This window comes from Pirellulales bacterium (genome assembly GCA_036267355.1).
GTDB lineage: Bacteria > Planctomycetota > Planctomycetia > Pirellulales > DATAWG01 > DATAWG01.
In genome coordinates this window covers 96,088-112,335 of sequence record DATAWG010000042.1, presented here as the reverse complement: position 1 = coordinate 112,335, position 16,248 = coordinate 96,088, and the positions used below count along the sequence as shown (strand labels likewise).

Below are 16,248 nucleotides of genomic sequence, written 5' to 3'. Positions count from 1 at the left end.
AATCGGCACTTGACGATAATGATTATTGGTTTGCAAAGATATCGTCGGATCGACAGGTCCCGCTCGGTGCGGTCTTCACGCTGACTCCAACGCCAAATCGATGCCGCCGCCGGAAGCACCATCGCTTCATCATCGGCAGTCGTGCGGTCCGGCCTTTCGATAGGCGTCCAAGCGCGATTGAAACAGGCAACCGAAAAATGCCGATGGACAGCGGCGAGATCCCGCGATGGCAGCTCGGATTCGCATCGGAGAACCAGTTCGGTCGACACATTTCAGAGTAGCGCCGACGAGTCTTGCTAGGGTGCAAAGCTTACCTTCGTTTCCGTCCAGTCGCGATGCCGCCAAGCATTCGCGGACGTCGGAACAAAAAATCGGGTAAACTGCACAATGCCATCTATTCCGATTTTTGCTCAGTCCGCCATCGCCCTTCCCCCGTCATGCTTCCCGACGACGAACTTTGCCTCTGTTTTCATGTGACGAAGCGGAAAGTGGAGAATTTCTTGCGCGTCGAGCGGCCACGGCGCGCCAGCCAGATCAGCGAATGCTTCGGGGCCGGGACAGGTTGTGGTTGGTGCCGGCCGTTCTTGCAGCGGCTCTTCGATCGAGCGACGGAGGCCGCGAATCTGCCGGCAAGCAACCCGGCCGCCGATCTGCCCGCTGCCGACGAATATGCGCGCGAGCGAAGTCGCTACGTTCGCGCTGGCGGCGGGACGCCCCCGCCCGGCGCGACGCCAATTGTTCCCGCGGCCGATGCGGCGGCCGATGAAGCGGCAAGCTAAGAGAAGCGCGAAGCGCCCGTCGAGTTGCCGTTCCTTTGCCGACTGAAATTATTGCTCCGCGCCAACGCTCCGCTCCTAGCCCGCCGCTTCGCGATTCGCTAATATAGACGCCGTCGGCCCGGAAAAATCGGGGCGAAATTTGGCGCGTCGAACCATTTCCAGTTTCCTTTCGAGAGTGACATGGCTCGCAAAATATTGAATCGAAAAGAGTTGCGGGCTGCCGGCGAGGCGGCGGAAGCGGCCGAAGCGGCGGACGAAGTCGAAGACGCCGATGAAGGCGATGGCGACGATGGGGAAGAAGGCGGCGCAAAGAAAAAGGCCAAGAAGGCCGCGCCCAAGCGGGCCACTGCCCGCAAGAGTCGAGCGAAAACGGCCAAAGAAGTTCGCCGCAAGGCTTTTTGGGGGATCTTCAATCAAACCGGCAAGCGTGTCCACCTCTTCGAATACAGCGAGCGCAAGCAGGCCGACAAGAAAGCCGGCGAACTGACCGCATCGCAAAAAACGCCGCACTACGTCGCGATCGTCAAAGACGAAATTGTTTGACGAAATGCTTGCAAAATCGCAGAGCAGCCCAGGCCCAGGGAAGGCCCCCACCAGACGGTCCCTTTGGCGACCATTGCCCCAGCCTTTCCTGGGGCACCCCTCACCTCCATAAATCCTCCCATTCATCCGTCGATCCCGGCAACCGATATGGATGACTCAAAGAACGCAATTCTGGTCTCGATCATGGTCTTCTGCCTGGTCGTTATCGGGTTTCAGGTTTTCTTGAATTCGGGCGACAGTTTCGGCTGGCTAAAAATGTTCGGCGGCCTATTGCTGGCAACCGTTGCCGCCGCGGGCACATTTGCGGTCATGGCCGGGATGAGCAAGCGGTAGCAGGAACCCGCCTCACCAGCGACGGACGAATTTCCGTGGCCAAGAAATTGATCTTCGCCGTCGTTTTACTGCTGCCACTCCAATCGGCCTTCGCGCAATATGACGGTTGGCGGCATTCCGGCTCGCTCGCCGTTCTGACCACTCCTGACGGCGCTAACCTGCCCGATACGGCAAGGGAAGAGGGATTCCCGGTCCTTGTGCGATTGAACAAGGAATCGTTCGATTTCCATCAGGCGAAGTCCGACGGGGCGGATATCCGCTTCTCGCAGGATGGCAAGCCGCTGAGCTATCAAATCGAGCAGTGGGATGCCGAGGATGGAACGGCGGCCATTTGGGTGCGGCTCCCCGTGATCCACGGAAATTCGCGCCAAGAAATCGAGCTTCACTGGGGCAATTCAGACGCGGCCGGCGAATCCAACGGCGCGGCGGTGTTCAATTCGTCGAACGGCTTCCTGGAAGTCATGCATTTGAGCGACCGTAAGAATCCGATGAAGGATGAGGTCAGCTCGCTTGCACCAATCGATGCCGGCACGACGGCAAGTCCAGGTGTCATTGCCGGGGCCCGGCATTTCCAAGTCGGCAAGGGCATTTCTTGCGGCGAAAAGGTCGCCGGTTTTCCCGTGGGGGCCAGCCCGCATTCGACAGAGGTTTGGTTTCGCGCCGATCGCTCGAATGCGACGATCGTCGGTTGGGGCAATGAACAAGCGCGGGGCAAGGTCGTCATGCAATTGGCCAGCCCGCCGCATATGCGTATGGATTGCTATTTCTCCGGCGGCAATGTTTCGTCGGTCGGCCGGCTGCCGACGTCGCAATGGATTCATGTGGTTCACACGTATACCAACACCGATTCGCGGCTTTACGTGAACGGCCGGCTCGACGGAATCGCGGCGAATGCCAATCCCGTGCTCAATATTCGCAGCCCGGTGCGGATGTGGATCGGCGGCTGGTACAACAACTACAACTTTTCCGGCGATATTGCCGAAGTTCGGATTTCGAAAGTCGCCCGGTCGGCTGACTGGGTGAAATTGGAGTATGAAAACCAAAAGCTGCTCCAAACGCTCGTCGGCACGCTGGCTCAGCCGGGTGATTTTCTCACGGTTTCGCCATCGGCGGTCACGATCGGCGAAGGAAAGCATGCGACGCTGACGGCGCGAGCCGGAGGCGCCAAGAAAGTGTACTGGATTCTCAAGCGAAACGGCGAAACAAATGTCGTGGCCGTCGATCGATTCTCGTACACATTCGACGCCGGCCGTGTAGTGGGAGACACCGCCTGCTCGCTGCAATTCAAGGCCATATTTGCTTCCGGAGCAAAAACGGTCGACATTCCGGCGATTATCAAGGAGACAATTCCCGAACCGGAGTTTACCTTGCGAGCGCCGCCGGCATGGAATGGCCGCGATCGCATCAAGGTGGTGCCGGAGATTGCAAATCTTGCGGCAATGCAAACCGCGGGAGCCGGCCAATTGAATTACAAGTGGACTGTATCGGGCGGCGCCGTGCTCAAAGCGGCGGCTCCCGACCGGCTGATTCTCAAACGCTCGCAATTCACCGGCCCGATCACCGTCACGGCAGCGATCGACAACGGCGGGCCGGCGACCATCGCATCGGCAACAATCGAAGTGACCGAGCCCGCAAAGGACCCGTGGATCGAGAGAGTTCCGCTGGAAGATGAAAAACCCGAAGACAATCAGTTTTATGCCCGCGACGACCACAATGAAGGAACACTTTACTACAATGGCGTGCTCGACCGTCCGGCCGAGGGTGTGTTTCTGAAGCTCTATGCCGGCGATCGATTGGTCACAAACGAATTCAAGCCGCTCAAAGCCGACAAGTCGTATTCCTTTGCGCTAAAGATTAAACCGGGACTGATCGAATACCGCGTTGAATTCGGCGCACGGATCGATGGGACCGACACCGTGCGCCGCACCGCAAAAAACCTTCTCTGTGGCGATGCTTTTCTCATCGACGGCCAGTCGAATGCCCTGGCCACCGACACCGGGGAAGAATCGCCGCGCGAAATCAGCCCGTGGATTCGCAGCTATGGCAGCCCCGCGGGCGGCGCGCAAGATGTGTCGCAAAACCTGTGGTGCAATCCCGTCTGGAAGGCTCGGCCCAGCGACAAAGCTGAGCTTGGCTATTGGGGAATGGAGCTTGCAAGGCGGCTTGTGAAGAGCGAGAAAATTCCAATCTTCATCATCAATGGTGCCGTCGGGGGAACGCGAATCGACCAGCATCAACCCTCACCGGCGAACCACGCCGACTTGGACACGATCTACGGCCGCATGCTATGGCGCATTCAACAAGCAAAGCTGACGCACGGCATTCGCGCAATCCTCTGGCATCAAGGTGAAAATGACCAGGGCGCCGATGGTCCGACGGGCAAATTCGGCTGGCAGACGTACCAGCAATACTTTGTCGATATGTCGGCCGCGTGGAAAGAAGATTTCCCCAATCTTTCCCATTACTACATCTTTCAGATTTGGCCGAATGCCTGTGCCATGGGGGGCCGCGAAGGATCGGGCGACCGGCTGCGCGAAGTGCAACGCACACTGCCGCATTTGTATTCGAACATGAGCATCATGTCGACGCTCGGAATCAAACCGGCCGGCGGCTGCCATTATCCTCTTGCCGGCTGGGCGGAATTCGCCGCGCTCATGCAACCACTGATCGAACGAGATTTTTACGGTAGCAAGGCCGCCGCCTCGATCACACCGCCCGACCTTCACGAAGCGCGCTATACGAACGCCGACAAGGACGAGATTGTCCTCGAATTCGATCAAAAAGTAATCTGGCACGATGCATTGAAAAGCCAGTTCTATTTGGACGGCAAGGCGGGATTGATTATTTCCGGCCAGGCCGTCGGGAGTAACCTCAAGCTAAAGCTGAAAGCTGCTTCGTCCGCGCGGAAAATCACCTACTTAAAAGAGGCCGATTGGAATCCGGAAAATATTCTCCACGGTGCCGGCGGCATCGCCGCGATGACGTTCGACGACGTTCAAATTGAACCGCCATCCCCTTGAACAAAATTGACGTCCGACCTAATTGGCGCCCCACCTGAAGTATCGCGGGTTCATGGCTGTGCCGTTCCCACGGCCCCCCTTTGCAAAACAGTCGGGTTGCATTACTGTTGGCCTTGAACTGGAAATGTCTATCGAGAACAAAGCACGCTCGAGCCAAGTCGGGCATCGACCCTAGGAAGGGAGATTTCATGCGTCGAGCGAAAATTTCGATCATCGGAGCGGGCAATGTCGGCGCCACGACCGCCCATTGGTGCGCGGCCGCCGAATTGGGCGATATCGTTCTGCTCGATATCCCCCAAACCGAAGGCATGCCGGCCGGCAAAGCGCTCGACCTGATGCAAGCTTCGCCCATCGTAGGCTTCGATTCCCGGCTCGTCGGCACCACCAGCTACTCCGACACTCGCGAGAGCGACGTCGTCGTAATCACCGCCGGAATCGCCCGCAAGCCCGGCATGAGCCGCGACGATCTTCTTTCGACCAACGCCAAGATCGTCGGCGCGGTTGCGGCAGAAATCAAGAACTCCAGCCCGAATGCCGTGATTATCGTCGTCAGCAATCCGCTGGATGCGATGGTGCAGCGGGCGTATCAAGTCAGCGGTTTTGCGCCGCAGCGCGTGCTCGGTCAGGCCGGGGTTCTCGACACGGCCCGTTATCGCGCTTTTTTGGCGATGGAACTGGGCGTGAGCGTCGAGGATATCTCCGCGCTTTTGATGGGAGGCCATGGCGACACGATGGTTCCGCTGGCAAGCTGCACCTCGGTCGGCGGCATTCCTGTCGCGCAACTTCTCGATCGCCGGCGGCTCGATGAAATTATCCGGCGTACTCGCAACGGCGGCGCGGAGATCGTCGGGTTGTTGAAAACCGGCAGCGCCTATTATGCTCCCGCCGCGGCGACCGCCCAGATGGTCGAAGCGATTGTTCGCGACAAGAAGCGATTGATCCCTTGCGCGGCCTATTGCGACAAGGAGTATGGCGTCGGCGGCTATTTCGTCGGCGTGCCGGTGATCTTGGGTTCCGGCGGCGTCGAGCGCGTCGTGCAAATCGAATTGAACTCCGAGGAACGAGCCGCGTTTCAAAAAAGCATCGATGCGGTGAAAGAGTTGGTGAAGGCGATGGCGGCTTTGACCGGCTGATGGCCTTGCTTGCCGCGGAATCGCGAGCCGGCTTCGGTCCTCACGCAGTCGGCCGGTCGCGGCTAACGCGGCGATGCTAGCATTTCGCGCGGCGTTGACAGCGATCGACCGGCTAAGTTAGAGTCCAGACTCGTGGTGTTCCGCTCTCGAAACGCAGCAGAACAGGTGCCTATGAATCGCATCCGACCGGAATCAGCCCTCGCGAATCCGTTATCGAGCGTTTCAGGAGTTGGAGTTATGCTTCCGGCAAAGAGGCCGGCGATTTCGGGCCGCGGGCCCTATTCTCTTTTCGCACCGCTGCATTATGAACCGAATTACGCCTATCCGCTTCTGGTCTGGCTGCACGGACCGGGCCACGACGAGCAGCAATTGCGGCGCATTATGCCGTCAATCAGCTTGCGAAACTACGTGGCCGTGGCGCCGCGCGGCACGATCGTGGCTCCGAATGGCGCGGCCGCGATCGCACCGGGCAAGATAGCAACGGTGGCAACTGCCACGATTTCAGATGCGAGCGCTTCCGTCGATGCCGCTTCCGCGGCCGGCCACGGTTGGCGACAAACCGAAGGACACATCCAGGCTGCCGAGTTGCGCGTGATGGAATGCTTGGATGCGGCCGCCGAGAAATTCCACGTCGCGCCAGACCGCTGCTTTCTCGCAGGTTATGGTTCGGGCGGAACGATGGCTTTTCGCATCGCTCTGCGCAATCCACAATGTTTTGCCGGCGTATTATCGCTGTCCGGGCCATTCCCCAGCGGCCGGTCTCCGCTTGCCCAACTGCACGACGTGCGCCGGTTGGAGGTGTTTATCGCATGCTGCCGCGCCGGCAGCCTTTATCCGACGGAGACGGTCTGCCACGATCTGCGACTCCTTCACACTGCCGGCATGTCGGTCGTGCTGCGCGAGTATCCCGGCGACGACGCGCTCACACCCCAAATGCTCGCCGATATGGATCGTTGGCTGATGGAACAGGTAACCGGCGCCCGGGAAGGCCTCCGTGCCAAGGGGTAAGAGCTTGCGACCGACGCAAGCCGACTTGCTCGGCCATCTTTGCTCGCAACGTCGCTCGCTTGCGGTTTCGCGCGTCGCACGCCAAAACGGGCGCGCTTGCCTTCCAGCATCGCCCACGCTTTCCAAGTTGCCGTTGCTGCCGATCTACCGATCCCGGCGGCAACCGGCGGCACAAAGAGCATTGACATCCGGTCGGCCATTCGTGTACAAACCCGGCCCGATTTGTCTCGTCTTATTTTGTGCCGCGTTCGTGGCGCTGTGATTCGGACATCACCGGACGTTTGCTTCGCGCAGGTGACACGCGCAGATTTCCGCTTGAGATTGTGTCGCACGCGCCAAGCCCGGTCGAAAAGCATTGTTCGGCCGCTGCAATCCGCGGCTGAGCTAAAGGACGGCCCTGCCCTCACTCGCAGAAGCGGTGGAACGAATCATCCGTGATCCGGACGTGAAATGCAGCCGAGCGAAATCGCCGGCCAAGGAAGGCCGGCTGGAGAAGGCTGATCAAAGCCTGTAGGCGATGGAACGCAAACAGCCAAAAAAAGACGCCGCTCCGAAAGCGGAGCAGCCGGCCGGCGGAATGTCGGCCCGGCTGTTGGCCGGCGTTCGGGCCCGACTGGGAAAGGTCTCGCGTCGCACGCGGCTTGCCGTGCTGTTCGGCGGGCTCACCGTCGCCGCCAATTTAATCCTCGTCGTCGGTTGGTTGCATTACAAGGCGGCCAAGTCGAACGGACCGGCTGCGAAGGAAGATTACTTGGGCAGGGCCTGGGCCGCGCTCGACCGCGGCGCTTATTTCGAAGCCAAGCGGCAAGCACATTTGGCGCGCAATTCCGATCTGACGGACGAACAAGCCAGCAGTCCGGCGTTCATCCTTGGCGCCGCGGAGGCGATGCAAGCCGACACGCTCTGGGAGGAAGACCAGCGACGCTATTATCTCGTCGCATCTCACTATCTGGAAGAATCGCACCGCATGGGCTTTCCGCTCGACCGCGAGGGGCAGGGCTTGTTCCTCTTAGGAAAAAGTCTCTGTCTCAGCCGGCAATACAACGCCAGCCGCAAAGTGCTCGAAGAGGCGCTTGCCGGCGATCCCGATGATGCTCGTGAACTCCACTGGCTTGCAGCCGTCGCTTATCAAAACGGCTCGCCCTCGGTTTTGAAAAAAGCGATGGCGCAGATCGATCAATATCTGGCCGACAAAGGCCTTTCGCCCGCCGAGCGGGATCAGGGGCTGCTGGCCAAGGGGCAGATCCTCTTCAAGAGCGGCCGAAAGGAAGCGTGCTTGGCGTTGTTGGAAAAGATTCCGCCGGATTCAGCCTCGTTCACCGATGCGATCGTTCTCCGCGGCCAACTTCTCAAGCAGGCCGCGGAAAAAGCGAAAGCCGCTCTGCCCGCCGGCGCCACGGCCGACGCCCGCCGCGCGGTCGAAAAGCAATTTCGCGACGCCATCGCCACGCTCCGCAAGGCCCAAAACCGCGGCAGCTCTGCCGAACGCGTCGTGCCACAATCGATGTACCTCATCGGCGAATGCTTCCTGTCGATGAACGACAATCATGCCGCTCTCGATCAGTTCCGCCGCATTCGCAAGGGCTATCCCGATAGCATCGAAGGCGTCGCCTCGGCGTTTCAAGAAGCCGACCTGCTGCGACGCTTCGATCAAGACACCGATGCGACCGCCGCCTATCGCCGGGCCGTCGAGGCCGTCGGCGACCCGGCTGAATATCACAATTCGATCCTCTCGCTGGATGACCTCCGCGTCCGCTTGGCCGAGGCGTATCAAGCCTATTTGAAGTCGGGCAAATATCAACAGGCGATCGATTTGGCGTCGACGACGTTTCCCTTGTTTCCGCGCGAGCGGCAAGTGGAATTGATCGCCCAGGCGCACGAGGCCTGGGCCTCGCTGTTGGGCGATCAGGCCGAACATGCAGCCGGCGTCGAAGGCCGGGAAATTGCCCGCCACGCTCGAGCCGAATTGCGCCAAGCCGGCGGAGCCTATGCTCAACTCGCCGAACTTCAATTGGCCACGCGGACGTACACCGAAGATGTATGGAATAGCGCCGAATGCCTGCTCGCGGGCCACGATTTCCGCGGCACCGTGCGCATGCTCGATGAATATCTGCGATACGAATTGCGCCATCGCCGTCCGCGGGCACTGCTGAACCTCGGCGAAGCGGAATTGTCGCTTCGGCGTTACGACCGAGCGCTCGACGCCCTCGGCGAATGCATCGCCGTCTATCCCTCGGATTCGGCCGCCTATCGAGCGCGGCTTTTGGCCGCAAAGGCGCAGATCGACAAAGGAAACATGAAGGAGGCCGAACGCCTGCTGCTCGCGAATCTCGACGACGGCTATCTGACGCCGAAGAGCTTCGAGTGGCGCGATTCTCTGTTTGCCTACGGTAATCTGTTGCAATCGGAAGGGCGTGATGCCGAGGCGATTCCCAAATTGGAGGAATTCGTCGAGCGGTATCCGGATTCGCCAAATCAGATTGAGGCCCGCTATCTCGTGGCGGAGGCCTATCGCCGCAGCGCAAAAGTGCCGCGCGAGAAATTGGAAACCGACGCGATCGAAACGTCGCGCATCGATCACGCCAAAGAAATGCAGCAACTTCTTTCTGCCGCCCTCGAACAGTATGAGAAAGTGGAAGAGCTCCTCAATCTTCGGCAGGAGCAGCGCCAGCTCGATACGTTGGAGCAATCGATCTTGCGAAACTGTTATTTCGCCCGCGGCTCGACGCTCTTCGAAATGGGCCGTTTCGAAGACGCCATCCATGCCTATTCTGCCGCGACAAACCACTATCAGCGTCAGCCGATCGTGCTCGAAGCCCTGATGCAAATCGCCGCCTGCTATCGCCGCTTGGGCAAACCCGACGAAGCGCGCAACACGATGGCGCAGGCCAAGGTGATGCTGGAGCGGATCAGCCCCGGGGCCAAATTCGCCGATACGACGCTCTACAACCGCGACGAATGGAGTCGAGTCCTAAACTGGTACGCCAACCTATAAATGTTTTCCGTCTTCCGGTCTGACTCCCTCACTCTAACCCCTCACCCTCACCCTTGCCTTTCGATACCGAAATCTTGGCCGATCTGATCGGCAGAAAGCATCATCTGCTGTCGCAAGTGCGGCAGTTGGGCCGCAAACAATTGGAGTTGATCGAGGTCAACGATCTGACGCAACTGTTGAAACTGTTGGCGAGCAAACAAAAAATATTGACCGAACTCCAATCGATCGAACGGCAGCTCGATCCATTCCGCGCCCAAGACCCGGAAACTCGCATTTGGCGCTCGGCCGGCGATCGCGATCGGTGCGCGCGGATCGCGGCGGAGTGTGAGACGCTACGAACGGAAATTTTCGAAGCGGAGCGCACCGGCGAATCGCGGCTTGCGCTGCGGCGCGACGAAGCGGCATTGCAGTTGCAAGGACTGCATCAGGCTTCGCAAGTGCGGCACGCGTACGCGCAGCCGCCACAAAATGAACGGCGTCAACTCGACCTTTCTTCCGAAGGCTAATCGTATGACGCAAGCGGCAACCATTTTCGAACCGCTGCCGCTCGACGGCAGCGCCGATCTGCAAACGGTGCTGGCGGCATGGCATGGAGCCACCGTGCGCCTCGAGCAGACACACGAAGCGCTTCGTTCGGAAGTGCAGCGGCTCACGCAGGAGCTGGAGGTCAAGAATCGCGAGTTGGCCCGCAAAAATCGCCTCGCCGATTTGGGCCAGATGGCATCGCACATCGCCCACGAGGTTCGCAACAGCCTCGTTCCCGTCACGCTCTACTTGAGCTTGCTGCGGCGCAGCATATCGGCCGACGAGGGCAATCGCGAGTTGGTCGATAAGATCGCTGCCGGATTCACGGCCTTGGATGCCACGGTAAGCGATTTGCTGAATTTCACCGCCGACCGCGACCCGCAACGGCAACCGTTCGCGATTCGCGAATTGCTTGAAGACATCGTCGGTTCGCTCGCGCCGCAGTTCGCCGCGCAAGGAATCCAATCGCGGCTTGACGCTGCCACAGGGCAAGTGGTCGTCGCCGATCGCGATATGATCCGCCGGGCGATCTTGAATCTTCTGCTGAATGCCCTGGATGTGATGCCCGAGGGCGGACAACTCGTCGTCAAAGCATCGACGAGCCCCTCGGATCTATCGATCGAAGTGGCCGACAGCGGGCCGGGGCTCTCACCCGAGGCGCGGCAAAGGGCGTTCGAACCGTTCTTCACCACGAAGAGTAACGGCACCGGCCTGGGGCTTGCCATCGTCGAGCGAATCGCGGCGGCCCACGGCGGCGAAATCAGTTCGTCGGAGAGCCCACTCGGCGGGGCCGCGTTCGCGCTCCGCATTCCGTTCCGCCGACAGGAGGCAACGTAAATGACCACAAAGCCATGCGTCATGCCGTCGATGGATTTGCCAGCCCAGCCAGCCGCAGCGCCGTTGGTGGCCACGTCTGCGAACGGTTGTACGCCGACGGCAAACTCGGCCGGCGCCATTTCATCGAGCGCCGCAAGCTCAGGCGCGCGGGTCTTGGTGGTCGACGACCACCGCCAAGCCCGCGAATCGATGGCCGACGTGCTCCGCCGCGCAGGTCATCAAGTCGAAACACTCGTCAGCGCTGTCGAAGCCATCAAAGTGCTCGAGCGCGAAAGTTTCGACGTAATCGTCACCGATCTGCAAATGCCCGGCATGAACGGCTTGGAATTCATTCATCACCTGCAGCAGCGTCCGCACGGGGCGCAGGTGCTGATGGTGACGGCCCATGCCTCGGTCGCTTCGGCCGTCGATGCGATGCGGCACGGCGCGTTTGATTATATCGAGAAGCCTTTCAACGTCGATCAGCTCGAGCACTTGGTGGCCCGAGCGATTCAGCATGGCCGCCTGCTCGATCGGAAGGGAAACATCGAACCGACCGCGGGCCCAGGCGCTCCGGTGATGATCGGCACAAGCGCGTCGATGCAAATCCTGCGGATGCGGATCGCCCAAGTGGCCCGCACGTCGGAAACGGTGCTGATCGGGGGCGAAAGCGGAACGGGGAAGGAACTGGTCGCTCGGGCCATCCATGCCGCGAGCGACCGTCGCGGCGCCCCGCTGGTGAGCCTGAATTGCCCGGTGCTCTCGGCCCATTTGATGGAAAGCGAACTTTTTGGCCATGAGCGCGGCGCGTTTACCGGCGCTGAGAGTCCCCGCACGGGACGCTTCGAATTGGCCGACGGCGGCACGATTCTATTGGACGAAATCACAGAGATCGAATTGCCGCTGCAAGCGAAGCTGCTGCGCGTCTTGCAGGAGCGGTCGTTTGAGCGCGTCGGTTCGAGCACGACTCGCGATGTCGATGTGCGCGTGCTCGCAACGACGAACCGCCATCTGCGAGAGGAAGTGACGGCCGGCCGGTTTCGTGAAGATCTTTACTACCGCCTTGCCGTGCTACCGATCACGATTCCGCCGCTGCGCGAGCGGCGCGAGGATGTGCAACAGTTGGTCGAGTACTTTCTGTGCCGCGCCGCCGAGCGGTTGCACCGGCCGGTATGCGAAATGGAGCCGGACGCGATGCAATTGCTCGTCGAATACCATTGGCCGGGCAATGTGCGCGAGTTGGAAAACATTGTCACCCGCGCGAGCGTGCTGAATCTCGGCCTGCCCATCGCAGCCGACCAATTGCGCGATTGGTTGATCGATGCTCCGCGGCCTGCGGCGACGAGCGGGGCGACAACGAGTGGGCTCGCGACGGCGGCAATCGGGTCGATGCCCGCAGCCATCGAGCCGAGCCTGAATCTAGAGGAGATGGAGCGGAAGCTGATCGAGGCCACGCTCGAACGCTTCGATGGCCACCGGGCCAAATCGGCTCAAGCCCTCGGAATCGGAATCCGCACGCTCTCGGGCAAACTCAAAGCGTATGGCTACGCACCGCGAGCAAAGAACCGAATGTAAGCAACCAATGGCAAAAACGCGGCAGGTCCGCGACCAAAGTTGGAGTTCACGCTTGAGCGTGTTGCCGCCGGGACGCTAAAGCTTGAACTCCTATGAACCGGCAGATTTCGCCGGCCGAAACGCGCAGAATCTGCTGCTAGCGTGTGTTGAGTTGAACACCATCGACATCCATGAGATTTTCGACCTGATTCAAGATCGGCGACCGAACCATTTGCCGCCAATGCTGCTTATGAATTTCGAAACGATTTACGGCGGTCCGGCAAAAGTTCGGCCCATGAACTTCGGCATGCCGCTTGCCCGCTGCTTCTTTGCACTTGCCGGCGAGTGCATCGGCTGAATTTGAAATCCGTGGTTTTCCGTCCTAGCAATCGGCCGCCGCCATGTCGCTTTCGATATTCGATTCCCCGGTGTTGGAACACGTCGTCAGGTTTACCGCCGCCCGGCACAATGTGCTGGCCGGCAACATTGCCAATATCGACACTCCCGGCTATCGTGCTGCCGATTTGTCGCCGGAGATGTTTCAAACGCAATTGAAAGAGGCAGTCGAAGCCAGCCGCTCGGCCGAAAGCAATCCATCGGATGGCTCGACGGACGAAACCACCGAAGCCTACCAATCCGTCGCCGCCACGGCACATACGCTGGTGTATCACGACGGCACGAATCTCGACATCGAGCAACAAGCGTCGGAGTTGGCGAAAAACATGATGCAATACAACCTGGCTTTGTCGCTGATGACGACTCAGTTTCATACGTTCGAGGCCGTGATCAGCGAGCGTGCTTAACTTCAGGCTTGAAGAGCAAAGGATGAGAGGTCAGGCGGCAACATCATCGGCAACCGCCGGCCGCCAGCGATAGAAAAACAATCCCACTTTTCGCGACCACGAACAGACAAGGATGTCGCATGTTCGAAGCTCTCAACATCAGCACCAGTGCGCTGGTGGCGCAGCGCATCCGGCTGGATGCCATCTCAAGCAACATCGCCAACCTTTCGACGACACACAACGAAGCGGGCCAGGTGGCCCCCTACCAACCGCGATTCGTCGTGTTCAAGCCCGACAGCGACGTGCATTCGCCCGAAGGGGCGCTGGGCGTGAAAGTCGATTCGGTTGAAATCTCGCAGCAGCCGCCGCTATGGCGCTATCAGCCGGGCAATCCCGATGCCCAAACCGAGGGCCCGCACAAGGGCTACGTCGCATATCCCGACATCGATATGAACACCGAATTCGTCGACTCGCTCAACGCCACTCGGGCCTACGAGGCGAATGTCGGCGTGATGGAAGCGAGCAAGAGCATGTTTTCGCAGGCGCTACGGATCCTTGGATAAACGCCGCGGGTCGTGGCTTGTAATCCGAACGACGAGCCCCGAACCACGAACCACACCGCATGAATCCGATCAACTTTCAAAACAGTATTCCTCTTCCGCCGCTGACCGGCCCGACCGCGGCCGCCGGGTCCGGCGCGTCGTCGTCGAGCGACGGCCCGTCGTTCAAAGATTTCTTGCTGAACTCGATCCAGCAGGTGAATTCGATGCAGCAGGATGCGGACAAGGCCGTCGAAGAAATGTTCACCGGCGGCGACACGGACCCGGCCACGGTGCTCACGGCCGTGCAAAAAGCCGACATGGCGTTCCGCATGATGATGCAGATCCGCAACAAGCTCTCCAGCGCCTACGACGAATTCAAAAACATCCGCATTTAGAAAACAAATCAGCTAGCCACAGCAAACCCGCATCGCAGCATGCGTGCGGTTTCGCGCGTAACAACTGCGGCCGCGATAATCACCTTCCGAACCCGAGCCAATCACGATCATGGATTTTCTCACGAAAGCCTACGCCCAACTGCTCGATCTCTTCCGCTCGATGACCGTTGGAGCGCGGATCGTCGCCGGAATGTTGCTGGTGGTGATCGTGGTCAGCGTGGCGTATTTGTTCAACCATACGGTCACCGGCGGCGACGAATTCTTGATGAACGGTGAAGCGTTTCCCGCCGCTCAAATTCCGGCAATGCTGGCCGCCTTCGGCAAGGCAAACCTGAGCAATTTCACCGTCGACGGCAACCGCATCCATGTGCCGCGGAACCAGCAGTCGGCCTACATGGGCGCGCTCGCCGATGCCAATGCACTGCCGAAGAATTTCGGCGACTACATCCAATCGAGCGTCAGCGATATCAGCGGTCTCACGCCCATGAGCCGCCAGAAGGAAATGATCAAAATTGCTCTGGAGCGAGAATTGAATCTGGTCATCAGTTCGATGCGCGGCATCGAAGCCGCCTCGGTGCTCTACGATAGCGAGACCGACTCGGGGCTGAATCAAAAGCAGGTTGTCACTGCCACCGTGAGCGTGAAGCCGGTCGGCAACGATGCGCTCGATCCGGAACGCGTGCAAACGATTCGCCAGGTCGTTGCCGGAGCGATCAGCGGGCTATCGCCGAAAAATGTCGTTGTCGCGGATTTGAACTCGAGCAAGAGTTGGTCCGGCGGCGGCGAAGGCGCCCCCAGTTCCGGCACGGAGGATCCCTACTATGAAAATAAGCGTGTGTATGAAGAGGAATGGGAAGAAAAGATTCGCGGCGCGCTGGCCTTCATCCCGGGCGTGAATGTGAAAGTGAACGTCGATTTGAATCCAGAACTGGAAATGAAGGAAACCGACGAGACAGTTGATCCGAAGCCTGTGCCGATCGACGTGTCGGAAACCAACGCCACGACAAACACGCTGGGCCCCGCGCAGCCGGGCGGCAGGCCCGGATTGGCCGGCCAGGGGGGCACGAACGTCGGCGCTTCGGTTTCACAAGCCGCCGCGACAGGCCCGAAGTCGGAAGACGAAAAGACCAATCGCCGCGAAAAAAGTGTCGTCTCGACCAAAACGCTCACGAATCGCCGGGCCCCGCTCACGCCACGCCGCGTCACGGTCACGGTGGGCGTGCTCAGCAGCTACTACGAAAAAATCTGGCAAGAGCAACATCCCGCTCCGCCGGGCACAGAACTTAAGAAGCCCGACGTAAACGCATTAGCCACGATCGAGACCGACGAAAAAAAGAAAATCCAAGAGTTCGTGGCCCAATTGATCCCGCTGCCACCGCGCACGGAAGGGGCGCCGATCGAAGTAACGCCGTTGGTGACGGTGATGACCTTCCAGCATATCCCCTCGACGCCGATTCAGCCGCCGTCGGTCGCGGAGAAGGGATTGTCGTGGCTAGGGCAATACTGGTCGACCCTCGGCACACTCGGATTGGGCATGGTCAGTCTGCTAGTTCTGCGCTCGATGGTACGATCCGTTCCGGCGACGGAATCACCCCGATCGGCTCCCGCAGCGTCGCCCGCCGCAATCGCCCAAAGTCAGGCTTCGGAAGGGCAGGAAGCGACGACGGCGGAAGTGCAAGAAGCCGCCGCCAAGCTAAAGCGCCGCGTGAAATCCGGTCCGTCGATGCGCGACGAACTGGTCGAGATCGTTCGCGAAGACCCCGACGCCGCCGCCAATATCCTCCGCAGTTGGATCGGTAGCGCTACCTAAACCTCCCACAGAC

At 59.9% G+C, this 16,248-nt stretch carries 15 protein-coding genes; all 15 read left to right on the top strand.

All coding sequences use genetic code 11. The features are described 5' to 3' along the window. Positions 1-437: 437 nt before the first annotated feature. The 15 genes from VHX65_07330 (at position 438) to VHX65_07260 (ending at position 16,235) form a co-directional block, all read left to right on the top strand. Positions 438-779: a (2Fe-2S)-binding protein gene (locus tag VHX65_07330; protein ID HEX3998343.1), complete on the top strand. Its 342-nt coding sequence runs from the start codon at positions 438-440 to the stop codon at positions 777-779. A gap of 180 nt (positions 780-959) precedes the next feature. Beyond that, positions 960-1,322: a hypothetical protein gene (locus tag VHX65_07325; GenBank protein ID HEX3998342.1), complete on the top strand. Its 363-nt coding sequence runs from the start codon at positions 960-962 to the stop codon at positions 1,320-1,322. A gap of 147 nt (positions 1,323-1,469) precedes the next feature. Beyond that, positions 1,470-1,655 (top strand): hypothetical protein, encoded by a 186-nt coding sequence (locus tag VHX65_07320; protein HEX3998341.1) that lies wholly within the window; start codon positions 1,470-1,472, stop codon positions 1,653-1,655. A gap of 35 nt (positions 1,656-1,690) precedes the next feature. Further along, complete coding sequence (locus VHX65_07315; GenBank protein ID HEX3998340.1) at positions 1,691-4,675, top strand: DUF2341 domain-containing protein; 2,985 nt, start codon at positions 1,691-1,693, stop codon at positions 4,673-4,675. Between the two features lie 188 nt (positions 4,676-4,863). Beyond that, positions 4,864-5,808: a malate dehydrogenase gene (gene mdh, locus VHX65_07310; GenBank protein ID HEX3998339.1), complete on the top strand. Its 945-nt coding sequence runs from the start codon at positions 4,864-4,866 to the stop codon at positions 5,806-5,808. A 237-nt stretch (positions 5,809-6,045) separates the two neighbouring features. Continuing rightward, positions 6,046-6,816 (top strand): alpha/beta hydrolase-fold protein, encoded by a 771-nt coding sequence (locus VHX65_07305; protein HEX3998338.1) that lies wholly within the window; start codon positions 6,046-6,048, stop codon positions 6,814-6,816. Positions 6,817-7,333: 517 nt separating this feature from the next. Further along, a complete protein-coding gene (locus tag VHX65_07300; GenBank protein ID HEX3998337.1) occupies positions 7,334-9,811 on the top strand; it encodes a tetratricopeptide repeat protein in 2,478 nt (825 codons plus the stop codon). A 53-nt stretch (positions 9,812-9,864) separates the two neighbouring features. Continuing rightward, a complete protein-coding gene (locus VHX65_07295; protein HEX3998336.1) occupies positions 9,865-10,317 on the top strand; it encodes a hypothetical protein in 453 nt (150 codons plus the stop codon). Positions 10,318-10,321: 4 nt separating this feature from the next. Beyond that, a complete protein-coding gene (locus tag VHX65_07290) occupies positions 10,322-11,173 on the top strand; it encodes a HAMP domain-containing sensor histidine kinase (protein HEX3998335.1) in 852 nt (283 codons plus the stop codon). Beyond that, the gene (locus VHX65_07285) at positions 11,174-12,727 is read left to right on the top strand and encodes a sigma-54 dependent transcriptional regulator (GenBank protein HEX3998334.1); all 1,554 of its coding nucleotides are present in this window, start codon (positions 11,174-11,176) and stop codon (positions 12,725-12,727) included. Between the two features lie 82 nt (positions 12,728-12,809). After that, positions 12,810-13,064 (top strand): hypothetical protein, encoded by a 255-nt coding sequence (locus tag VHX65_07280; GenBank protein ID HEX3998333.1) that lies wholly within the window; start codon positions 12,810-12,812, stop codon positions 13,062-13,064. A 43-nt stretch (positions 13,065-13,107) separates the two neighbouring features. Then, complete coding sequence (flgB, locus tag VHX65_07275; protein ID HEX3998332.1) at positions 13,108-13,509, top strand: flagellar basal body rod protein FlgB; 402 nt, start codon at positions 13,108-13,110, stop codon at positions 13,507-13,509. A gap of 119 nt (positions 13,510-13,628) precedes the next feature. Then, complete coding sequence (flgC, locus tag VHX65_07270) at positions 13,629-14,051, top strand: flagellar basal body rod protein FlgC (GenBank protein HEX3998331.1); 423 nt, start codon at positions 13,629-13,631, stop codon at positions 14,049-14,051. A gap of 59 nt (positions 14,052-14,110) precedes the next feature. Next, positions 14,111-14,425 carry a flagellar hook-basal body complex protein FliE gene (gene fliE / locus VHX65_07265; protein ID HEX3998330.1) on the top strand — a complete coding sequence of 105 codons (315 nt, stop codon included), beginning with the start codon at positions 14,111-14,113 and terminating at the stop codon, positions 14,423-14,425. A 109-nt stretch (positions 14,426-14,534) separates the two neighbouring features. Then, entirely contained in the window at positions 14,535-16,235 is a 1,701-nt protein-coding gene (locus VHX65_07260; GenBank protein ID HEX3998329.1) for a flagellar M-ring protein FliF C-terminal domain-containing protein, read from the top strand. Positions 16,236-16,248: the final 13 nt, after the last annotated feature.